General features: G+C 60.0%; 20 protein-coding genes. 14 read left to right on the top strand and 6 right to left on the bottom strand.

Features of this window, described 5'->3' with window-relative positions; translation table 11 throughout:
* Positions 1-294 precede the first annotated feature (294 nt).
* From KSP9073_RS01930 to KSP9073_RS01945, 4 genes are all read left to right on the top strand, one after another.
* The gene (locus KSP9073_RS01930; RefSeq protein WP_108841266.1) at positions 295-1,914 is read left to right on the top strand and encodes a histidine kinase; all 1,620 of its coding nucleotides are present in this window, start codon (positions 295-297) and stop codon (positions 1,912-1,914) included.
* Positions 1,911-2,579: a two-component system response regulator NarL gene (narL, locus tag KSP9073_RS01935; RefSeq protein ID WP_243409073.1), complete on the top strand. Its 669-nt coding sequence runs from the start codon at positions 1,911-1,913 to the stop codon at positions 2,577-2,579. Before KSP9073_RS01930 ends, narL begins: the two co-directional genes overlap by 4 nt.
* A gap of 72 nt (positions 2,580-2,651) precedes the next feature.
* The gene (locus tag KSP9073_RS01940) at positions 2,652-3,218 is read left to right on the top strand and encodes a peptidylprolyl isomerase (protein WP_108841268.1); all 567 of its coding nucleotides are present in this window, start codon (positions 2,652-2,654) and stop codon (positions 3,216-3,218) included.
* Positions 3,219-3,351: 133 nt separating this feature from the next.
* Positions 3,352-4,119, top strand: coding sequence for an SDR family oxidoreductase (locus KSP9073_RS01945; RefSeq protein ID WP_108841269.1), 768 nt, complete (start codon positions 3,352-3,354; stop codon positions 4,117-4,119).
* A gap of 36 nt (positions 4,120-4,155) precedes the next feature.
* Here KSP9073_RS01945 and hmpA read toward each other — a convergent pair whose 3' ends face one another.
* Positions 4,156-5,334 carry an NO-inducible flavohemoprotein gene (gene hmpA / locus KSP9073_RS01950; RefSeq protein ID WP_108841270.1) on the bottom strand — a complete coding sequence of 393 codons (1,179 nt, stop codon included), beginning with the start codon at positions 5,332-5,334 and terminating at the stop codon, positions 4,156-4,158.
* A gap of 244 nt (positions 5,335-5,578) precedes the next feature.
* On the opposite strand from hmpA, the gene norR reads away from it, so the two are divergent.
* Positions 5,579-7,141, top strand: coding sequence for a nitric oxide reductase transcriptional regulator NorR (norR, locus tag KSP9073_RS01955; protein WP_108841271.1), 1,563 nt, complete (start codon positions 5,579-5,581; stop codon positions 7,139-7,141).
* A 93-nt stretch (positions 7,142-7,234) separates the two neighbouring features.
* On the opposite strand, the gene KSP9073_RS01960 is transcribed toward norR, so the two are convergent.
* Positions 7,235-8,128: a LysR family transcriptional regulator gene (locus tag KSP9073_RS01960; RefSeq protein ID WP_207771386.1), complete on the bottom strand. Its 894-nt coding sequence runs from the start codon at positions 8,126-8,128 to the stop codon at positions 7,235-7,237.
* A 157-nt stretch (positions 8,129-8,285) separates the two neighbouring features.
* On the opposite strand from KSP9073_RS01960, the gene KSP9073_RS01965 reads away from it, so the two are divergent.
* Positions 8,286-9,131, top strand: coding sequence for an SDR family NAD(P)-dependent oxidoreductase (locus tag KSP9073_RS01965; protein WP_243409074.1), 846 nt, complete (start codon positions 8,286-8,288; stop codon positions 9,129-9,131).
* A gap of 65 nt (positions 9,132-9,196) precedes the next feature.
* Here KSP9073_RS01965 and KSP9073_RS01970 read toward each other — a convergent pair whose 3' ends face one another.
* The 3 genes from KSP9073_RS01970 to KSP9073_RS01980 form a co-directional block, all read right to left on the bottom strand.
* Complete coding sequence (locus tag KSP9073_RS01970; RefSeq protein ID WP_108841990.1) at positions 9,197-9,625, bottom strand: organic hydroperoxide resistance protein; 429 nt, start codon at positions 9,623-9,625, stop codon at positions 9,197-9,199.
* Positions 9,626-9,689: 64 nt separating this feature from the next.
* A complete protein-coding gene (locus tag KSP9073_RS01975; RefSeq protein WP_108841991.1) occupies positions 9,690-10,151 on the bottom strand; it encodes a MarR family winged helix-turn-helix transcriptional regulator in 462 nt (153 codons plus the stop codon).
* A 205-nt stretch (positions 10,152-10,356) separates the two neighbouring features.
* The gene (locus KSP9073_RS01980) at positions 10,357-11,190 is read right to left on the bottom strand and encodes an inositol monophosphatase family protein (protein WP_108841274.1); all 834 of its coding nucleotides are present in this window, start codon (positions 11,188-11,190) and stop codon (positions 10,357-10,359) included.
* 245 nt (positions 11,191-11,435) lie between these two features.
* Between KSP9073_RS01980 and KSP9073_RS01985 the strand changes: the two genes are divergently transcribed.
* Both KSP9073_RS01985 and KSP9073_RS01990 read left to right on the top strand, forming a co-directional pair.
* Complete coding sequence (locus tag KSP9073_RS01985; protein ID WP_108841275.1) at positions 11,436-12,569, top strand: NADH:flavin oxidoreductase; 1,134 nt, start codon at positions 11,436-11,438, stop codon at positions 12,567-12,569.
* 66 nt (positions 12,570-12,635) lie between these two features.
* The gene (locus KSP9073_RS01990) at positions 12,636-12,956 is read left to right on the top strand and encodes an ArsR/SmtB family transcription factor (protein WP_243409075.1); all 321 of its coding nucleotides are present in this window, start codon (positions 12,636-12,638) and stop codon (positions 12,954-12,956) included.
* 30 nt (positions 12,957-12,986) lie between these two features.
* Here KSP9073_RS01990 and KSP9073_RS01995 read toward each other — a convergent pair whose 3' ends face one another.
* Positions 12,987-13,292, bottom strand: a complete 306-nt coding sequence (locus tag KSP9073_RS01995) for a helix-turn-helix transcriptional regulator (RefSeq protein WP_108841276.1) — start codon at positions 13,290-13,292, stop codon at positions 12,987-12,989.
* 383 nt (positions 13,293-13,675) lie between these two features.
* Between KSP9073_RS01995 and KSP9073_RS02000 the strand changes: the two genes are divergently transcribed.
* From KSP9073_RS02000 to KSP9073_RS02025, 6 genes are all read left to right on the top strand, one after another.
* Complete coding sequence (locus tag KSP9073_RS02000) at positions 13,676-14,155, top strand: MarR family winged helix-turn-helix transcriptional regulator (protein WP_165814122.1); 480 nt, start codon at positions 13,676-13,678, stop codon at positions 14,153-14,155.
* Complete coding sequence (locus KSP9073_RS02005; protein ID WP_108841278.1) at positions 14,152-14,892, top strand: siderophore-interacting protein; 741 nt, start codon at positions 14,152-14,154, stop codon at positions 14,890-14,892. Before KSP9073_RS02000 ends, KSP9073_RS02005 begins: the two co-directional genes overlap by 4 nt.
* Positions 14,893-14,992: 100 nt before the next feature.
* The gene (gene dcm, locus KSP9073_RS02010; RefSeq protein WP_108841279.1) at positions 14,993-16,429 is read left to right on the top strand and encodes a DNA (cytosine-5-)-methyltransferase; all 1,437 of its coding nucleotides are present in this window, start codon (positions 14,993-14,995) and stop codon (positions 16,427-16,429) included.
* Between the two features lie 202 nt (positions 16,430-16,631).
* Positions 16,632-20,150 carry a type I restriction-modification system endonuclease gene (hsdR, locus tag KSP9073_RS02015; RefSeq protein ID WP_108841280.1) on the top strand — a complete coding sequence of 1,173 codons (3,519 nt, stop codon included), beginning with the start codon at positions 16,632-16,634 and terminating at the stop codon, positions 20,148-20,150.
* Between the two features lie 310 nt (positions 20,151-20,460).
* Positions 20,461-21,645 carry an AAA family ATPase gene (locus tag KSP9073_RS02020; protein WP_108841281.1) on the top strand — a complete coding sequence of 395 codons (1,185 nt, stop codon included), beginning with the start codon at positions 20,461-20,463 and terminating at the stop codon, positions 21,643-21,645.
* Between the two features lie 5 nt (positions 21,646-21,650).
* Entirely contained in the window at positions 21,651-22,187 is a 537-nt protein-coding gene (locus tag KSP9073_RS02025; protein ID WP_108841282.1) for an RloB domain-containing protein, read from the top strand.
* Positions 22,188-22,191 lie beyond the last annotated feature (4 nt).

Raw genomic sequence — 22,191 nt, forward strand, 5'->3', positions numbered from 1 at the left:
TGGCGTCAGGACTACTGTGCGCGAGATGGCGTGAGCGCTTTTGACCGTCGTCAAAATAGACTGGCTAAAAATAGCGTTAAATCAGCGTGTTATCTCATTGGCGATAGCGAGCGTCGCGCCCGTAGATCGCTGAAAGCAAAGCCCTTTATGGGGTTGATTACCTCCTTGGAGGTAGCTGGCCCACGCAGGAGGACACCATGGGGGTAGTCAAACGCTTTGTGCCCTCGCACTACGCGCTCTCCCTGACGCTTGCCCTGATTCTTTCGGGAGTGTCCCTGCTGGCGCTGGGGGGGCATGTTGGCCAGCGGCTGGCTGGCCGATACTGCCCGGCTGGATGCCCGGGTGATCAATCAGGCCGGCTCGCTGCGCATGCAGACCTGGCGGCTGGCAGCGCAGGCGCCCACTGCGGATGCCGAGCGTTGGCAGGGGTTGCTGAAGGGGGTGGATGACACCTGGCAACGTCTGGCGACAGCGGTGGCCCTTGAGTATGAGCCAGACGTTGTGGCGCAGCTGGCGGACGTACGTCTTGAGTGGCGTGAGGCGCTGCGCCCGGACATGCGTACCCCTGCGCAGGCGGTGAGCGTGGAGCCCCGGCGCATCGTTGATCATGTCCGTGCGCTGGATAACCTGACCGAGGCACTTCAGACACTGGCCGAGGCGCGCATCAGCCGGCTTCGCACCCTGCAGGTGGTATTGCTGTTGCTCACCCTGCCGCTGATCGCCTGGGGCGCATATCAGCTTCATTGTCACGTGCGTCGCCCGCTGGGGCGGCTTTTGAACGTGATCGAGGCCCTGCGCGCCGGTGAACTCAAGGCGCGCAGTGGCTACTGGCGCAACGACGAAATCGGGCTGCTGGCGGCCACTATCGATGACATGGCCGGTCAGCTCGACGCGTTTTGTCAGCATCTCAACGATCAGGTCGAAGAGCGCGGTCATCGACTGGAGCAGAGTCATCTGGCGCTGACGCTTCTATACGACAACGCGCGCTATCTGGCCACGACGCCACCCGAGGCGATCGACCCCGAACAGGCGCTGCGCCCCTTCGGGACGCTGATGGCCCCGGCCGAACTGAGGCTGGTCTCTCCCGGGGATCACAGTGACGATAACGCCTACTGCATTCTCCTCAAGGGCGATGCACAGACGCCTCTGATATTGACGGCTCGCCTGCCTGGCGGGGCGCCGTTGCCGGTCTGGAAGTGTCGACTCTGCGAGACGCTGGCCGACCAGCTGGGGGCGGCGCTGGCCCTGCGCGCTCAGGGGCGGCAAAAGCGGCGACTGGCGCTGATGGACGAGCGCGCCGTGATCGCCCGTGAACTGCATGATTCGCTGGCACAGTCGCTGAGCTATCTCAATATTCAGGCCCTGCGGCTGGCCCGTGCGCTGCCGGAGACGACCGACCGTGAGGCCTTTACTGTTGTCGGCGAGCTGCGTGACGGCATCAATCACGCCTATCGCCAGCTGCGCGAGCTGCTGGTCACCTTTCGTCTGCGCCTGACCGAGGACGGCATCAACGCGGCGGTACAGGCCACGGTGGCCGAGTTTGCCGAGCGGGGTGGGCTCGACATCGATATGAGGCTCTCCCTTGCCGATGACGTCCTCTCCCCGGATCAGGAGCTGCATCTGGTCCAGATTCTGCGGGAGGCGCTGGCCAACGTGGTCCAGCATGCCCGAGCGGAAAGGGTCGCGGTGACCCTGACCGACCAGGCCGGTAGCATTGAACTGATCGTTGAGGATGACGGCGTGGGCCTGCCCGATCAGGTTGAGCGTCTGCATCACTACGGCACCATCATCATGGAAGAGCGCGCCCGCAGCCTGGGTACGGTCCTGACGCTTGTACGGCGACAGGCGGGCGGCACGCGGGTCGCGCTGAACTTCATCAACGATCCCCACATTCCGGGAGATATCACGGCATGAGCCCTCACGACATGAACCACCAGGCGCCGCCACGCGGCGTACTGGTTGTGGATGATCACCCGCTCTTTCGACGCGGCGTGCAGCAGCTGCTGGCCATGAGCACCTCGCTGACGCTGGCAGGTGAAGCCGACAGCGGCGCCCGGGCTCTTGAGGCCTGTACCCGGCTGACGCCGGATTTGATCCTTCTGGACATGAAGATGGCGGGCATGGACGGCATCGAGACGCTGACCCGGCTGCGTGAAGCAGGCGTGGCCGTGCCGATTGTGATGCTCACCGTCTCTGAAGAGCAGGACGACGTGCTCGCCGCGATTCGCGCCGGGGCCAGCGGCTATCTGCTCAAGGACACCGATCCCGAGGCGCTGTTAACGGCCATTGAGGCACTCGATGAGCAGGGCGATGCCTTTGATCCGCGCCTCATGGGCCTTTTGACCCGGGCACTGCGTGAACCCGCGCCCGGTCCCGAGGCGCTGGTGGCCCGGCTGACCCGACGTGAACGCGACATTCTGCGTCTGATCGCCCAGAGTCAGTCGAACAAGGAGGTCGGCCGGCGCCTCGACATCAGCGAAGGGACGGTCAAGGTCCACGTACGGCATCTTTTAAAAAAGATGGGCATGCGCACCCGTACCGAAGCGGCAGTCTGGGCCGCCCGGGAAGGATGGAAATAAGCAGGGGGGCTGGTCAGCCTTGGCACACCCGGCTAGGCTTTCTGGCCCTATCGTATGACTGGAGCGCTTTTCATGCTGAAACCGTTATTGCGCGGGTGCCTGCTGGCGCTACCGCTTTGCTCGCCTCTGGCACTGGCCGATGCCGACCACCCGCATGTCGAAATCCGGACCACCCAGGGCAGTATCGAGCTGGAACTCGACGCCACGGCGGCGCCCCATACGGTGGACAACTTCCTGAGCTATACCAGGGAAAATTTCTATCAGGGGACCGTGTTCCACCGTGTCATTGACGGGTTCATGATTCAGGGCGGCGGGATGACGGCCGACATGACGACCAAAAAGACCCATGACCCCATCGCGCTGGAAGAAAGCGGGCTCAAGAATACCCGCGGCACCATTGCCATGGCGCGCACCGGCCAGCCGGATTCGGCCACCAGCCAGTTTTTCATCAATCTGGTCGACAACCAGGCGCTCGACTACCGCAACCTTTACGAGCCCGGCTACACCGTCTTTGGTCACGTGGTGTCCGGCATGGACGTGGTCGACGCCATTGCCGGCGCGCCGACCGGCCGTCGCGGCCCTTACGCCGATGTGCCCAGCAAGCCGATCACCATCCTGTCGGTCGAACGGGTGGATTGATTCTTCCCTGACATGATGGCCCCGAACGCCTGCACCGGCCTTCGGGGCTTTTTTGTGGCTTGCCACAAGGGCGTGTACGCCGTGCGCCCCGAAGCTGCGATGATGATCCTTCGGACCATCACGAGGGCGAGATATGAGACTTCAGGGACAGCGGGCCGTGGTGACCGGTGCCGCCAGCGGCATTGGGCTGGCCACGGCGGAGTGTTTTCTCACCGAAGGGGCAAGCGTAGCGCTGCTGGATCAGGACGATGCGGCGCTGACCCGGACAGGCGATCGGCTGGCGCGAACGTATCCCGGCAGGGTACACGTCGAGATGGTTGATGTGGCCGATAATGATGCTGTCAGGACGGCCATGGCCGGTGTACTCGACGCGCTGGGTGGGGTCGATATTTTGATCAACGCCGCCGGGGTCAACGTCTTTGCCGACCCACTAGTGGTCAATGCCGAGCTCTGGCAGCGCTGCATGTCGATCAATCTGGAAGGCGCCTGGCACTGCATTCAGGCGCTCCTGCCGTCGATGCTTTCGCAGTCGCGGGGGCATGTGGTCAATATTGCCTCGGTTCATGGGCATCGGATCATTCCGGGCGCCTTTCCCTACCCGGTGGCCAAGCATGGCCTGATCGGGCTGACCCGTTCGCTGGGGATTGAATATGCGGCCCGGGGCATTCGGATCAATTCGATCTCGCCGGGGCTGATCAGAACGCCATCGGCGCAGGCCTGGCTTGATGGATTGAGCGAGGCAGAGCGTCAGCAACAGATGGAACTGCTGCCCTGTAAACGCTTTGGTGAGGCAAGCGAAGTGGCCGCGACGGCGCTGTTTCTGGCTGGTGACGAGGCGCGCTTTATCAATGCCACCGACATCCTCATCGACGGCGGGCGCAGTCAGGTCTATCACCTGTAGGCCGCGCCTGACGTTAATCGATTCTCCCTGGAACGATCAGTGCAACTGGCCTGAGGGGCCGAAGTATTCGAAATGGCGATAGGGCGTGTCGATGCCCAGTGCCGCCAGGGCGTTGTCCACATCGCGCATGAAGCCGGTGGGGCCGGTGAAATAGCAGCTCGGCGTGGTCTCGCGCGGCAGATAGTCGGCCAGCAGAGCGCGATCAATCGTGCCGCGATGGGGTAGCTCATCGGGGGTGGTCGGGTTGCTGTAGACGTAACGGTAGGTGAGCTTGCTGCCGTACTGCTCGGCCATGGCCTTTAGATGCTCGTGAAAGGCGTGGACGCGGGCGTTGCGCGCGCCATGCAGATAGATCACCTGACGCCCGGCATCCAGCGCCTGAGCCATCAGCGAGAGCATCGGGGTCTGGCCGACACCGGCACTGATCAGCATCACCGGCGCGTCGCGATCATCGAGCAGCATGTCACCGACCGGCGCCAGCAGGCGGACATGATCGCCGACCTTCACATGATCATGCAGGTGGCGGCTGGCCCGTCCCTGACCTTCACGCTTGACCGAAATGCGATAGAAATTGTCTCCCGGCCGCGAGGTCAGGCTGTACTGGCGCAGGGCCTGCTCACCGTTGATGTAGAGCGCCACGCCCAGATACTGCCCCGGCTGGAAGGCGCGCACCGGGTGCTCATCCAGCGGCTTGAAGTAAAACGATATGATCTCCTCGCTTTCCGCCACGCGATCGGCGAGATAGAAGTCGCGCTCACCGCGCCAGCCGCCGGGCGCCTCCTCGAGTGCCTGATAGGTGTCCTCTTCGGCGGCGATCAGTCGATCGGCAAACTCCCAGTAGAGTCCGCTCCAGGCATTGGCAACCTCGGGGGTGACGGCATCACCCAGCACTTCCCCGATCGCGGCCATCAGACACTCGGCGACGATGGCGTACTGATCGGGCTGCAGATTGATCGCCACATGCTTGTTGACGATCGGGGTCATGAGCCGTTCAAGCGCTTTGGGATCGTTGCGGTTGAGGGCGTAGGCGACCACCGAGCGGGCCAGAGCGCGGGGCTGTTCGCCGGTCTCCTGATGGCGCATGTTGAACATCGAGCGCACGTGCGGATAGCGCTCAAACATCAGCGGATAAAAGGTTTTGGCGATGGTTTCAGCGTTGTCGGCGACGACCGGGGCTGTGGCATTGATGACATCAAGCTGCTTTTCGTTAAGCATGGCGCGCTCCTGGCGGCAAGGTGGGCAGAACGGAACACCTCTGATATCGCAAGCGCCGTGCCAGGTGGCCCAGGCCGCGACACCCTGCCACACTGAGCCGCCGCCGAGGCCCGTACGAGGCCCGTACGAGGCGGCGCACTCGAAGTTTGAAAGACCCGGGTACTGGTATTTACGTGGGGCTCATGGTCATAATGACCATGAAAAACGATGTCAAAATGACAGTGTAAAAAGACGGCGTGTCGATATGACCATTTTCTCAAGGGCGCTGCGGGATCTGCTGGCCGCGCTGAGTGACGGCAAGCCCTTCGATGCCCTGCATCCGCAGTGGTCGCGGCTGCTGGCGGCGCTGGTCGGCAACTATCCGGCCGATGCCAGCACGCTGATGGTCAGCGTCGAAGGCGGCTTGCAGCCTGTGGCGGTGCTGGGCATGGGCAGCGAAGTGTGTGGCCGGCGCTTCCAGCTGGAGGCCCACCCAAGGCTTGCCGCCATTGCCGCCCATCCTCATGTCTGTCGTTTTCCGCGTGACTGCGCCCTGCCGGATCCCTTTGACGGCCTGCTCGATGCTGATCTGACCCATGTCCATGACTGCATGGGGATAGCCCTGCGCGATGGTGATCGGCTGTTGGGGATGTTGACGCTGGACGCTCTGATCCCCGAGCAGATGGCCGGCATTGATGATGAGGAATTGATGGCTGCTGCTGAGCTTCTGGCCACCTGTCTGCGCCTGACCGGGCAGCTTGAGGACACCCGCTCGCGGCTCAATCAGGTACTGTCCTCGGAGCGGGGCACGCCGCTGGGGTCGCCGGGCTGGCACAGTCCGGCCATGGCGCGGCTTTTCGAGAGCATGGCATTGGTGGCGCCCACCGATCTGAGCGTGTTGCTGCACGGCGAAACCGGCGTGGGCAAGGAGCACCTGACGCGCCATCTGCATGAGCGCTCGCGGCGCAGCAACGGGCCGCTGGTTCGGGTAAATTGCGCCACGCTGCCGGAGTCGCTGATCGAAAGCGCGCTCTTTGGTCATCGACGCGGGGCCTTTTCCGGTGCCAATCGTGACCATCAGGGCCATTTTGTCATGGCCGATGGGGGCACCCTGATGCTCGATGAAATCGGCGAACTGCCGCTGTGCCAGCAGCCGCGACTGCTGCGTGTGCTACAGGAAGGCGAGATTCAGCCGCTGGGCAGCGATCAGTCGGTGAAGGTGGATGTGAGACTGGTGGCCGTCACCAATCGCGATCTGGCCGAAGAAGTGGCCGCCGGTCGCTTTCGCGAAGATCTCTATCACCGTTTGAGCGTTTTCCCCCTGCGCATTCCGCCGCTGCGCGAGCGCCGTGAGGACATTTTGCTGCTGGCCGGACATTTTCTGGAAGACAATCGGGTGCGCCTGGGCCTGGCCAACCTTCGGCTGGACATTCGCGCCGAACAGGCGCTGCTGGCCTGGCACTGGCCCGGCAATGTGCGCGAACTCGAGCATACCCTGAGCCGCGCTGCACTGCGGGCCATGGGCGCGACGCATTTGGTCTCCCGTCGCTCGGCCGTGGTCTGTATCGGGATCCAGCACCTGGATCTGCCGGCCGAGACGGCCTCAAGCGATGTCGAGCCTGAGGCGAATCACTTATCCACAACCGCTTTCACACAACCAACTGTGGATAACACGCTGTCCCTGCGCGAGGCCACTGACACCTTCCAGCGTTACCACATTGAACAGGTGCTGGCCGCCCACGACCACAACTGGGCGGCCAGCGCTCGGGCACTCGATATGGACAGCGCCAATCTGCATCGGCTCGGGCGGCGACTGGGGCTTAAATAGACGGTATTAGAAGATGTGAAACGACAATGTTTCACGTGAAACATGATGTTCAGCACGGCCATGTCAGGTCATGGTTGGCTGGCTCGTGATTCCTTAATCGGATCGGACAGCCTCGAGGAAGGTCGCTATCGCCGGTGTCGTTTTACGTATAGCCAACATCAGCGCAAAGACACTCTGCGGGCCTGGAATTGGATAATAACGGATACGATCGCTTCTAAAACCCTGCATGCTCTCAGGCACAATAGAGACGCCTGCACCTGCTGCAACCAGCGACAGTACGGCATGCATGCCGTATGCCTCCTGAACCACTGTCGGTACAAACCCTGCATGGGCACAAAGTCGAAAGACCTGAAGATGAAAGCCTCGCCCTTCCCGCATCGGCCATAGAATGAAGGGTTCATCAGCCAGTGCCTCGAGTGCCGGTCCGCCACCTTTGGTCAGCGGATGATGGGCTGGTAGTGCCATGCAAAGTCGGTCCTGGTCAAAATCAGAAAGATCGAGGTCGTTGGCATCGGTCAGAGGCGGAATGAGAATGCCCACATCCAGTCTTTCCTCCCGAAGGGCAGCCAGCTGTGCGGCCGTTGTGGCTTCATGAAGCTCCAGACGGATATCCGCAAATGAGTGTCGAAAATTGCTCAGAATATCCGGCAGTCGGCCGTAAAGCGCACTGCCAACATAACCCAGCCTCACCGTACCGGTACGCCCGGCGGCCATATCACGAGTAATGGAGACGGCGTGCGTTGCCTGCTCGAGCGTGCGTTTTGCCTCTTCGAGGAAAGTCTGCCCTGCTGTCGTCAGGCCAAGCACCCGCTGCCCACGTTCAATCAGGACAACATCAAGCGTTTGCTCAAGCTTTCGAATGGCATGTGTCAGCGGCGGCTGTGACATGTTCAGGCTCCGCGCCGCACGATGAAAGTGGCGCTCCTCGGCCACGGCAACATATTGCTCCAGCATGCGTAGATTGAGACGAATAGGACCGTCGGTCACAGACCTCTCCATACCTTTGAATACAGATAGTGTTTTGATACTTCCTTTGTATCAAAAAAGCACTTTAACAGTATTGGAGATATCAGCGAGCGCTCCCTATCGTCGTCTTATCATGTATTGGAAGGGAGACGATATGATGGCATTCAAGGGGCAAGTAATGCTGTTGACGGGTGCCGGGCGAGGCCTGGGCCTGGCCTATGCGCGCTACCTGACGGCTCTGGGGGCCACAGTTGTTTTGCAGGATACGGGCGCTGATCAAAGCGGTTACGGAGAAGATGCTGCCGTGGCGGAGACGGCCGCAGAGCGACTTCGTGATGAAGGAGCTCGAGTGCATGCCGTGGCAGGCGCACTGGATTCGCATGAGCACTGTCATCATCTGATCGAAAAGGTGCTTGAAAGGCATGGGCGGCTGGATGGTTTGATTCACAATGCCGGCTGGGTTGCACACCAGGAAATTGAAGGGATCGAACCGGCCTCGTTTGATGCCATGATGACCATCGCTGCCAAAGCCCCGCTATGGCTGGCCCAGGCGGCTTGGCCGGCCATGAAGGCGGCCGGTGGCGGTCGAATTGTATTGACGACGTCCTGTCGTGCGATCTATCCGCAGTATGTACAGAAGGGACTGGCTTCCTATGCCGCAGCCAAAATGGCGGCGCTGGGTATCGTGAACGTGCTTGCCCGAGAAGGCGCTCCTCATAATATCGTGGTCAATGCCGTGTCGCCGGTGGCCAAAACACGCATGTGGGGCGTGAAAGATGAGCCTGAAGAGCTGCGACCGGATGAGGTAGCGCCTGGTGTGGCCTTTCTGGTTTCCGAGGCCTGTATTGAAGGCGGTTGGGTCCTGCGAGCAGCGAATGGCCAGTTCCATGCCACCCGGGCAACAGAAGCCGAAGAGGTGGATTATCCGCGTGACTTGAGAGGTGTCTGCGCAACGTCGATAGATGATATCGCGGCCAACTGGTCGCGAATTGCCCTGCCTGCGGTAGAGCCACGCAGCGCCTGATATGAAAACGCCCGACTGTGACACAGGCGGGCGTTTTTTTGATTCAGGTTTTTTACAGGCGCTGTTTAGACTTCGACGTTGAGCGTCACGTCTATATTGCCGCGGGTAGCGTTGGAATATGGGCATACGACATGAGCCTTTTCGGCCAGTGCATTCGCCTGGGCCTCGTCCATGCCCGGCAGGCGGATATTCAGCGCCACCTCAATGCCAAAGCCGGTGGCGATCGGGCCAATGCCCACTTCTGCGCCCACCCAGGTGTTATTGGGCAGTTTTACCTTCTCCTGAGTGGCCACATGCTTGAGCGCGCCCATAAAACAGGCTGAATAGCCGGCGGCAAAGAGCTGTTCCGGATTGGTACCATCGCCGCCGTTGCCGCCCAACTCCTTTGGGGTGCTCAAAACGACATCGAGCTTTTCGTCGGAGGAGACGGCGCGGCCTTCGCGGCCACCGGTGGCCTGGGCGCTGGCGCGGTAAAGTACCTTTTCGATCGACATGATCATGTTTCCTGTTTCAAGTGTGCACGATTAGGTCGTGCACGATATAAATGAATAAAAAACGTTAAATACTGTCCAGCTGGTGTCTCAGGGCGTTGAGCTGATCGCGTAGCGCCTTCATTTCCGATGTCGAGCAGCCGGATGCGCGTTCGACTTCTGCAGGCAGAGTGCGGGCCCTTTCCCGCAGTGCGCTACCGTGGTCGGTCAACGATACCTCGACCTGACGTTCATCTTCGCGGCTGCGCTGGCGCCTGACCAGTTCCGCGACCTCCAGCCGCTTGAGCAGCGGTGTGAGCGTGGCGGAATCCAGTGACAACCGCTCGCCGATGCCGGAAACGGTCAGATGGTCTTCCTGCCACAGCACCTGCATGACCAGATACTGGGGATAGGTCAGTTCCAGCTGCTTGAGTAGGCGCCGGTAGAGCTTGCTCATGGAAAGCTGCGTTGCATAGAGCGCAAAGCAGAGCTGCGATTCCAGCGCCATCATGTTCTCGTCCTGCTCGAAATTATCTTTATTATCCGTCATGAGCATAATCTATATAGCGTGCGATTTAATGGCCAGCTATTTAAACCTATGAGCATCATAGCGCCGATCCTGAAAAGGTAATGACGATCAAGGGAAATGTCCTCGTGATCGTCATCATGACGGCGAAGGCCCATGGCAAACAATAACGTGGGCCAGTATCAGAGAACCGACGCGGCAGCTGCCGCGTCGGTCAGAAGAGGAACCGTCAGTCGATCAGAAAGTCGAACTTTTCGCGCAGGGCTTCCCAGCTGTCTCTTGAGTTGGCCGCGATCATGCGGCCCTGATGGATCGTCGGGTTATACGGCGTGCCGTCCAGCAGCGCGGCGTAACCGCCGGCTTCCTGAACGATCATGATGCCGGCGGCGTGATCCCAGGGCATCAGCTTGGCGGTCAGCATGAAATCCACAAAGCCGAAGGCCATGGTGCGGTATTCGTGACAGGCGCAGCCAAAGGACATCATGCGGTCAAAGTCAGGGAAAAGTCCGGCCAGATCGTACTGGGTCTCCTTCGGGAAGCGGCGAATGGAGGTGGAGCCGGTCATGCTGGAGAGCTTCGAGGTGCTGGACATGTGCAGGCGCCGCTCGGTGCCGTCCGGGCGGCCATACCAGGCGCCCTCCCCCTTGCGGGCCATGACCCAGTCATCGACCAGCGGGTCATACAAAAGCCCGAATACGGTCTCGCCGCGGCTGACCACGGCTAAAATCACGCCGAACTGATTGAGATTGCGAGCAAAATTCCAGGTGCCATCGATCGGGTCAATGATCACCGCCATCTCGGCATCCTTGATGGTGTCCAGAAGCGAGGCGTCTTCGGCCACGGCCTCCTCACCCACGATGGTGGCCTCGGGAAAGGCTTTGGCGACCCCCTGGGTGATCACCTTCTCGGCGCCCTTGTCGGCAATGGTGACCAGATCATCCGGACCGCTTTTGGTGTCGATGGTGTCGGGATCGAGCATGCGAAAGCGCGGCAGGATTTCGGTTCTGGCAGCGTGGCGAACAATGTCGATAAGCGTCTTGGTGGCAGCCTGATCCAGGGTCATGACGGGGCTCCTTGGTAAAGGGACAGTGAGGTGTTCAACCGCTGCAGTGACAGACGCGTTGGTAACACGGGTTTGCCTATAGCATGGCGTTCATCCGGGGCGATCACCAGCACCAATGGCGGGCAGCGTGCCAATCACATGCCCCGCGACCCTGTGTCGCTCCCTGCAGGCGAACAAGGGATTGTCACGCCCCGGCCACTCTGTTTAAATATATTGATATATTTCTATATAAGTAGGTAAGTAGCATGAAAACTTCTGCACAGACGCTGGCGGCACCGCTGTTTGAACCCCTCTCATTGGGTCCGGTCACGATTCCCAACCGTATCGTCATGGCCCCCATGACACGCAACCAGTCACCGGGCGGCGTACCGGGTGATAACGTGGCGGCCTACTACAAAAGCCGTGCCGAAGGGGGCGTGGGGCTGATCATTACCGAAGGCACCTACATTGACCATCCCGGCGCCAATGGCTATCCGGCCGTGCCGGCCTTTCATGGCGAGGCTGCGCTGGCCGGCTGGAAGAAGGTCGTTGAAGGCGTCCACGCTGCCGGTGGCAAGATCGTACCGCAGCTGTGGCACGTGGGTCGCGAGCGTCGCCCGGGTGTCGAGCCGGACATGAGCGTGCCGGGCTTCGGGCCGATGTCGATCGTCGAGGATGGCATCGAGGTCGTCAAGGCGATGACCGAGCAGGACATTCAGGACGTGGCGGCCTCCTTTGCCCGCGCCGCGCGCGATGCGAAAGCGATCGGTTTTGACGGCATCGAGCTGCACGGCGCTCACGGCTATCTGATCGATCAGTTTTTGTGGCCCGAGAGCAACCAGCGCAGCGATGAGTACGGCGGCAGTGTTGAAAACCGACTGCGCTTTCCGCGCCTGATCGTGCAGGCAGTGCGTGAAGCGGTCGGCCCGGACTTCCCGATCATCTTCCGCTTTTCGCAGTGGAAGCTCTCCGACTATGAGGCGATTATCGCCGAGACGCCTGAAGCCCTGGGCGAGTTGCTCAATCCGTTGGCCGAGGACGGTGTGGACATCTTTCATGCCAGCACGCGCCGCGTATGGGAGCCGGGCTTTGAAGGCAGCAGCAAGTCACTGGCCACCTGGACGCGCGAGCTGACCGGCTGCCCGGTGATTGCCGTGGGCAGCGTGGGTCTGGACAAGACCTTTCGCACCGGCCACTTCACCCGCACCGAAGACCCGAGCTCCAAAAGTCGGGTCAATGTCGAGGAGCTGGCCATGTGGCGCGCCCGCGGTGATTTCGATCTGATCGCCATCGGCCGTGCCCTGCTCTCCGATCCTCAGTGGGCCCGCAAGGTGCGTGATGGTCGCCTTGACGAGCTGAGTGACTTCGATACCAGCGCCCTGGACGAACTGGTTCGTTAGAGCGCATCGGCCGGGCTGTCTCGGCAGCCCGGCCGTGAGTGCGTATACTGAACCGGCCTCCAACGCATGGCCCTGATCATGGATATCAATACGGTTTTAAGCGCACTGGCCAATCCGGTGCGTCTGGACATTGTGTGCTGGCTCAAGGAGCCGGAGCGCCATTTTCAGCCTCAGAAAGAGATGGCCCCGCCCGGGGGCATCTGCGTCAGCCATATTCGCGAGAAAACCGGGCTTTCCCAGCCGACCATCTCGCTGTATCTGTCAACGCTGTCTCGCGCGGGGCTTGTCTCGTCACAACGCGTGGGTCAGTGGACCTATTATCGCTACGAGCATGACGTCGCCGAGGCGTTTTTGAGCGGTCTCGGTGAGCGGCTGTCACGCCGCTGAGTCAGTGTGCGCACGAAAGGCGCCCCGGCTTCATGGGCGATTCAACAGGCGCTCACGCAGCGCCGGACTTCGGGGCATCAGCCCCACGGTCAGCCCGAAGGGGCGAAAGGCGCGATTGAGTACGGCCATTGATGGACTGCCCTTGCCGGTCTCGATATCCGAGAGCGTGCGTCGGCTGATGCCGGCAAGGCTTGCGTACTCGGTCTGGTTCATGGCCAGTACCTGACGCCGCAGGATCTTGAGCACCGCACCCGGAGTGGTTTTCTCGGCAAAGAGCTGCTCGACCATCTCCAGCAGCAGCGCTTCGCGCTGTGCCGGCGATAAGGATGTGCTCATGTCAGCCCCCACTGCCTCAGTCGCTCGTCCATCCATTCCACGGCCTAGCGCTGTTTATACCCCAGCACGGAAGGGCCACCGCGTCCCTTGTCAGGTTCAGGCAGGCTCAGGGTGGCAGCATCGTGCCACTGCTGGTGATGAAAGATCTGCAGGGTAAGCGTCATGGCAGGCCTTGATCGGTACGGGTGCAAGCAGGGTGTCAACGTCATTAATGAGCAAAATATCGCTCATTTTTGGAAGCTCGGCCAGCTTATGAGCAATATTGCGCTCAAAAAATCATCTAAGGTCTGAAAATGAGCATTATTTTGCGCAAAAGCGTTCGTCTTCATTGAGAGTGGGGCGTTATGCATCGCTTTGCCTAAATGGTTGACAATGTCAATCATTTGCCTGATCTTATCGAGAATCACTTTCATTTCGGTCCTGACGTTATGCCTTCTGCCGGCAACGCCCTTTTCGGGCTTTTGCACGTCTACAAGCGCGCCCTGCGCGAGCGCTATATCGAGGACGGGATCAGCCTGCCGCTGTCACACCTGCGCGTTCTGCGCGAGATCGGCCGCCATCAGGGCGTGATGGCCCGCGAACTGGCCGAAGCACTGTTGCAGGACAAGGGCCTGATCACCCGGGTGACCCGCGAGCTGGAGCGTGAAGGGCTCGTCGAGCGTCATCCGCACCCCACCGACAGCCGCGCCGCGCATCTGCGTCTCAGCACCGACGGCCGCGCCCTGCATGCGCACATCAGTGCCATCGAGCAGGCGTGTGACGCGCAGATGGTGGCCGGGCTGGACCCGCAGCAGGCTGATGCCTTCATCGACACCGTCAACGCCATGACCGATCAGCTCGATCGCGAACAGGAGAGTCCATGAGCCGCCCCGCCCCCCGCCGTTTTACCGTACTCGACAAGACCCTGATTACCCCGCACATGCTGCGCGTGACCCTCGGCGGTGAAGGCATGGTGACCTTTCCCGAGGACCAGGCCGGCACCTACATCAAGCTGGTGTTCACCCGCGATGACGGCACGTCCTTCCTGCGCACCTATACCGTGCGCGCCCAGCGAGAGGACGCCATCGATGTAGACTTTGTACTGCACGAGGACGGCGGCCCGGCGGCGCAGTGGGCCGACCGCGCCGCCCCCGGGGATACCATCGAGATTGGTGGCCCCGGTCCGCGCAAGCGCGTCGATGCGACAGCCGACTGGTTTCTGCTGGCCGGTGACATGACCGCCCTGCCGGCGATCAGCGACAACCTGGAAAACCTGCCCGCCAGTGCCCGCGGTCATGCGGTCATCGAGGTGATCAGCGAGGCCGAGATTCAGCCGCTTGATAAGCCTGACGGCATCACACTGCACTGGGTGGTCAACGAGCATCCGGGCGAGGAGAGCGACGCACTGCCTGAGGCCGTCCGCGCGATTGACTGGGAAGACGGTCGTCCGGCGGTGTGGGCGGCGTGTGAGTTCTCTTCCATGCGCAAGCTGCGCCACTACTTCAAGGCCGAGCGCGAGGTGGCCAAAAGTGATCTCTATGTGTCGAGCTACTGGAAGCTGGGCATGAACGAGGAGCGCCACAAAAGCGCCAAGCAGGAAGACGCCGCACAGAGCGGTTAAGCGGCCAAGCGCAAAACCCGGGGCGGCCGCCCTGGTGGGCAGGGGGCCCTTCACCCTACAATGGCCGCCGTACCCGTATCCTGCCTATTCGCGAGCGCCCATGACTCTGTCTTCATCGGAACTGTCTTCATCAGAACCGTTTTCACCGGAACTGCTGTCCCCGGAACTTGAGACCGAGCGCGCCCTGTCGTCCGGGGCCTGTCCCTATGACGCGCTGGACGACGAGGCACTGCTGGCGCGGGTGATGGAAATCTTTGATCGCGGCGCTGTCGCCGGAAAGCTCTCTGAAGTGAGCGCTCACTGGAGTCGTGACGCCCTGGCCCGTTATCTCAAGGCGTCTGATCCGTCGCCGTTGAGCGATGCCGAGCGGCGAGTGCTGATCACCCTGCTGCCCGCGCCGCCTCATCGTCATGGTGAGGCCGAGTTCACCTTTATCGATCTGTTCGCCGGCATCGGCGGCATTCGTCAGGGGTTTGAGGCCGTGGGCGGTGAGTGTGTGTTCACGTCCGAGTGGAACAAGTACGCGGTGCGCACCTACAAGGCGAACCACTACTGCGACCCGCAGACCCACCGCTTCAACGAAGACATCCGCGATGTGACCCTCTCCGCCCGCGACGATGTCGATGAAGCAAGCGCCTACGCCCACATTCGCGAGCAGATCCCCGGGCACGATGTGCTGCTGGCGGGCTTTCCCTGTCAGCCCTTCTCACTCGCCGGCGTGTCCAAGAAAAACGCGCTGGGGCGCAAGCACGGCTTTGAGTGCGACGCCCAGGGCACGCTCTTTTTTGACGTCGCCCGCATCATCGCCGCACGCCAGCCAAAGGCGTTCGTGCTGGAGAACGTCAAGAATCTCAAGAGCCACGACAAGGGCAAGACCTTTCGCGTGATCTGCGAGGCGCTCGATGAACTCGGTTATGACGTCGCCGATGTGGACGCGCCAAAAGGCCGCGACCCCAAGGTGATTGATGCCCGCCACTTCGTGCCCCAGCACCGCGAGCGCATCGTGCTGGTCGGCTTTCGCCGCGATTTAAACGTGCATGACGGCTTCACCCTGCGCGATATCAGTGAACACTTTCCCGCGCACAAACCCACCTTCGGCGAGCTGCTGGATAGGGAGGTCGATGCGAAGTACGTACTTACTCCCAAGCTCTGGAACTATCTTTACCAGTATGCCCGCAAGCACCGGGAGAAAGGCAACGGCTTCGGCTTTGGCCTGACTCGCGCCGAAGACGTCGCCCGTACGCTGTCGGCGCGCTATCACAAGGACGGCTCGGAGATTCTCGTCGACCGCGGCTTTAATGACGCTTTGCCCTTTGACGCCTCTGAAAACCTGCAAAACCGCCCGCGGCGCCTGACGCCGCATGAATGCGCGCGGCTGATGGGCTTTGACGCTCCGGGCGAGCGGCGCTTCGTGATCCCGGTGTCGGATACACAGGCCTATCGCCAGTTCGGCAACTCGGTGGTTGTGCCGGTGTTTCAGGCCGTGGCGGAGATGATGAAGCCCAGGGTGATGGCAGCGAAGAAGATGAGCCCATAAAAGGATGAGCCCAGGAAAAGGTGAGGCAGTATTTGAATCAGAGGGTGAGCCGGCCGCGCGGTAAGCCTTAATAGGAGCGCCAGAGAACAGACGTCATGTATTAGAAAAACCATCCGATCGCTGCTTTCGCTGTGTTTCAATAAGCAAAAGCAGAAACGCGGCCCAGCGGGCGGCAACGAGCCACAGGATCGGAGAGCAGACAGTGCAGACGGCCAGTTCCCCTGAATCGCCCAATTTTGGTTTTCTTGCAGAGCATGACCCGCTGTTTGTACAGCTTGCCGCTGCCGCTGAACGCGCCTTTTCCAGCGACCCCAATACCACTCTGATCAAGCTGCGCCAGCTGGGTGAGGCGATCGCTCAGCACATCGCGGCACTCTCCGGCATCGAGTTCGACGATCAGACCTCCCAGTCAGACCTTCTGTATCGTCTCAACAAGACGCTGCAGTTTGAAGCTGTCACGCGTGAGCTTTTCCATACCCTGCGCGTCGAAGGCAACAAGGCAGCACACCAGTTTCAGACCCGGCACCGGCAAGCCATGGATGGACTAAAGCTCGCCCGCGAGCTGGCCATCTGGTTTCACCGTTCGTTTGGCACAACCGGCATGGCCTTCAAGCCTGGCCCCTTCATCGCGCCGGTCGATCCCAGTGGTCAGCTTCAAAATCTGCAGACGGATATTGAGCAGCTCAGACATGAATTGCAGCAGGCCAACGTACAGCTTGAATCCAGCCAGCAGCTCAATGCGCTGATTGCACGCGAGAAGGAAGAATACGAAGCCCTGGCCGTGGCGATGGATGAAGAGTCACGGACCATGATGCAGGAAGCACAGTCGCATGAGCAGGCGCTGGCACAGCAGCAAAAAGAGTACGAGCAGAAGATCCGGGCGCTCCAGGCGCAGCTGGCCACGCAAAATGAGCAGATGGTGTCTTCACAGCGTCAGGACGTGACGAAAAAGACCCGGGCGGCCAGCCAGCAAATCGTATTGGATGAGTCGCTGACACGCATCCTGATTGATCAACAGCTCGTCGAGGCCGGCTGGGAAGCCGATTCCGAAGCGCTGACCTATCAAAAGGGCGCCAGACCGGAAAAGGGCAAGCAGCGTGCCATTGCCGAGTGGCCTACCCGCGGGCAGGAACGGGCAGACTACGTGCTGTTCGATGGACTGACCCCGCTGGCGGTGGTGGAAGCCAAGAAGGAAAACGTCAACGTTGCCGGCAAGATCGGTCAGGCCGAACGCTATAGTCGGGGGCTTCAGGTCGTCTCGCCACTGGTAGGCGCCTGGGAAATGGCCGGGCGCACCATCGCCTGGCCGGATGCCCATGACGGCCATTACAAGGTGCCCTTCGTCTATTCCTGCAACGGGCGTCCTTACATTCCTCAGCAGCTCGAGCAGTCCGGTACCTGGTTTCGGGATGTCCGTGATCCCAGCCATCTCAAGCGTGCCCTTCAGGCATTTCATACGCCCGAGGGGTTGATCGATCTGCTCAAGCGCAGCAAGGCGGAAGCCGAGCAGCAGCTGCAACAGGAGCCTTTTGGCTACCTCAAACTTCGCAACTATCAGGAAAAGGCCATCATCGCGACAGAGCAGGTGCTGGCCGAAGGGCAAAGAACCGCCCTGCTGGCGATGGCGACCGGAACGGGTAAAACGCGCACCATCATTGGCCTGATGTATCGCTTTCTAAAAGCCGAGCGCTTCAGGCGCATCCTGTTTCTGGTGGATCGTACCGCGCTGGGTGAACAGGCGCAGGATGCCTTTAATGAGGCAACGCTTGAGCAAAACCATACGCTGTCAAAAATCTATAACGTCGCCGAGCTGGGCGACATGACCGCTGAGGCCGAAACGCGCGTACAGGTGGCCACTGTTCAGGCAATGGTCAAACGCATTTTTGCCAGCGACACACCGCCGACGGTCGATCAGTTTGACTGCATCATCATTGATGAAGCCCACCGCGGCTACACGCTGGATCAGGAAATGACCGAAGGTGAGCTCGCCACACGTGACGTACGCCAGTATCTCTCCAGCTATCGACGGGTACTTGAATATTTCGATGCCGTGAAGATTGCCCTGACGGCCACACCGGCCCGCCATACCAGTGAAATCTTTGGCAGGCCTGTCTACACCTACTCCTACCGGGAAGCGGTGGCCGAGGACTGGCTGATCGATCATGAGCCGCCGGTGCGCTATCAGACCCTGCTCACGCAACAGGGCATCAAATTCGACAAGGGCGACACCGTTCACGCCATCAACACGGCCACTGGTGAAGTAGAAAGCGCCGAACTGGACGATGAGCTGAACTTTGACGTCGATGCCTTTAACCGCCAGGTCATTAACGAGAACTTCAACCGGGTTATCTGTGAGCAACTGGTGCAGGAGCTTGATCCTGCCGGCGATGAAAAGACCCTGATCTTTTGTGCCACCGACCACCACGCCGATATGGTCAAACGCCTTCTGGATGATGCCTTCAAGGATCTTTATGACGAAGATTACAACCAGGCTGCCGTGGCCAAGATTACTGGCCAGAGCGACCGGGTCGGTCAGCTGATCCGCCAATACAAGAACGAGCGCTACCCCAATATCGCGATTACCGTTGATCTGCTGACCACCGGCATCGACGTGCCCGCGATCTGTCATCTGGTGTTCATGCGCCGGGTGAAGTCCCGCATTCTCTATGAGCAGATGATCGGCCGCGCCACGCGACGCTGTGACGAGATCGGCAAGACGGTCTTTCGCATTTTTGATCCCGTCGACATTTATGCCGCGCTGGCGGAAGTCAGCACCATGAAGCCATTGGTCAAGGACCCCAGCGTGACGCTTGAGCAGTTGGCCCATGAGCTGACAGACCCGGATCAGCGTGAGCATGCGTTAAATACGCCGGGGGATACACCGGACGAGAGTCAGGCCCATGTGGTGCTCAGCCAGCTCAGCCAGAAGGTAATGCGGGTGCTGCGCAAGGCGGAGAGTGCCGCCGAGCATAAACCCGCGGTGCGCCAGAAGCTCGACGAGCTGGAAGCGCTGTGGGAGGTCCCGCCCAAAACACTTCACAAGCATCTGCTTGAGCTTGGCCCTACCCAGGCGGCCACATTCGTCCAGCAGCATTCGGGCCTGATCCAGCAGCTGGCAGACGTGAAGTCACTGATGGGCAGCGAGCGAATGCCCGTGATTTCCGAGCATGACGACGAGATTCGCGAGCGCACCCAGAGCTATGGCGTTCACCCGCGCCCGGAAGACTATCTGGAAAGCTTCGAGGCCTTCATTCGTGATCAGCTCAACGAATCAGCGGCACTGGCGGTCGTGGTCAATCGGCCGCGTGATCTTACCCGAGAGCAGCTCAAGGAGGTGCGACTGCTGCTGGATCAGCACGGCTATTCCGAAGTGAATCTGCGTACTGCCGTGCGTGATCAGACCAATCAGGACATCGCTGCCAGCATCATTGGGCACATCCGCCGCGCCGCACTGGGCGAGGCGCTGGTGCCGTTCGAGCAGCGCGTCAACAGTGCCATGGCGCACATTTATGCTCAGCAGGCATGGACCCCCGTGCAAAGAAAGTGGCTGGAGCGCCTGGCCAAACAGCTGACCCATGAAGTCATCCTCGATCGCGACACCATCAATCGAATGCCGGCCTTCAATGGCGGCGCCAGGCAGCTGGATAAAATCCTGCAGGACCAGCTGGATACGGTGCTGGAGGCGATGAATGAGGCGGTGTGGTCCGAGCGGCAGGCGTGACCGAACAGGGAGTTTCGTTTCGGCGTCGCAGGGCGTTTCTCGTGCTGTCTTTATCGTTGCACGACATACCAAGAAAAGGGTCATTTTTTGGTATATCCAAGCGATATGTATAGATTTTTGGATTTTCTATACATGTATTCATGGAGCGCTGCCTAAAGGCATTGGCCGGTGTGAAGTAGAGTCGAGCGACATAACCTCCGGATTTACGTCAATGTCAAAGCGCTACAAACAGAAAAACGATGCGTTTTAGTCTTGCTGATTTGTTGACGCAAGGCCAGAATCAACAAAATTTCGTTGGTTATTGGATAATATGATCAAAAACCTGAGCTTCAAAAACTTTTATAGCTTTGCCGATGACACCGTTATCGACTTCGCGCTGGGCAAGAAGCCGACGCCTTCGGGGTACGACATCGACATCGAGGGTGAGCGCTACAACAAGGCTATCGCGGTAGTCGGTGCCAACGGCTCGGGTAAAACCCAACTCCTGAAACCGCTGGCCTTTCTACGCTGGTTTGTCTCTGACTCTTTTTTAGGAAGCGATCCCGAGCAGGATATTCCCTTCGCCTCTCACCTGCTCCATACGGATACGCCCAGTCGCTTTGAGCTTGAATTTATCGTCGCGGGCATCGACTACCGCTATCAGCTTGAACTGACGCCACAGGAAGTAATGTTTGAAGCCCTCTTTGAGAAGACCAGCACCCAATACAGCTATCTCTTCAAGAGAGAAAAGACTGGGCAGGCGTACAGTTTCAAACAGAAGGGCTTTCCTTTTCCGAAAGCGCAGGCAGAAAAGCTGCGCGGCAACACCTCATTGATCAGCGCTGCCCATAGTTACGACATTGAGGCGGCGAAGCCCTTCATCGAGTTCTTTGATCGTATTGAAACCAATGTGGTGAGTACCGGCCGTCAGCATTTTCAACACGGCAATCTTCTGGGCGCTGCAGAGAAGTTTCACAAGGCACCTGACCTGCTCAAACGCATGTCGGTAGCCATGTGTGAATTTGATCTCGGGTTAAAAAGTGTCGAGATACGCGAACTTACCGCACGCGACAAGACCGGAAAGGAAGAGCCTGTGTTTGTTCCTTTCGGCTTGCATACCACTGATGATGGCGTGTCGTTTGAACTGCCCTTCTTCGAGGAATCCAGTGGCACCCAGTCCGCGTTCGTGCTGCTCGATCCGATCCTGAACACGCTTCAAAACGGTGGCCTTGCCGTAATCGACGAGATCGACAACGACCTGCACCCACACCTGGTACCCCATCTGCTGGAGTGGTTCGAGTTCGAGCACACCAACCCCCATCAGGCGCAGCTGATCTTTACCTGCCACACGCCGGAAGTGCTGAATCTGCTGCAAAAGCATCAGATCTACCTGGTCGAGAAGCGCAACCAGCAAAGCGATGCCTGGCGGCTGGACGATATGGCGGGGCTACGTGCCGACGATAATCTATATGCCAAATACATGGCCGGAGGCCTTGGCGCCACCCCGGAGCTGTAACCCTCATGGCCAGAAAACGCCCTGCCCGACAACGCCAATATCAGGCGAGCCAAACCACGCTTCTGATCGTGGGTGAAGGCGCCGACGATCAGGCATTTATCAAACACATGCAGAAGCAGCTTCGCTCGCCACAGAGCAGTATCAAACCGAAGATCGAAAAGCAGTCCGGGGGGTCGCCGGGAAATATCATCGACAACGCCGCTCGAAAGTACGCGCACCAGGACTTTGACCAGCGCTTTATCGTTCTGGATACCGATGTGCTGCCTTCTCAGCAACAGCGTGATAAAGCGCAAAAGCACGGTTTTCACCTCATCTTCTGGTCACCGACCTGCCTCGAAGGCGCGCTGCTCGAGGTGCTGGGGGAGCGGGTCAACGACCATGAAACGGCTCAGCAGTTGAAAGCTCGACTGCATCCGCGGCTGGCGGGTCAGCACACCGAGAAAACCGCCTATGCCGGCCTATTTCCTCGCCCGGTACTGGAAGAAACCACCCAGCCATCTGTTGTCGAGGTGCGCAGTGCACTCGCCGGGCAACTCACTTAATCCC

The organism is Kushneria phyllosphaerae (genome assembly GCF_900312995.1).
Classification (GTDB): Bacteria; Pseudomonadota; Gammaproteobacteria; order Pseudomonadales; family Halomonadaceae; genus Kushneria; species Kushneria phyllosphaerae.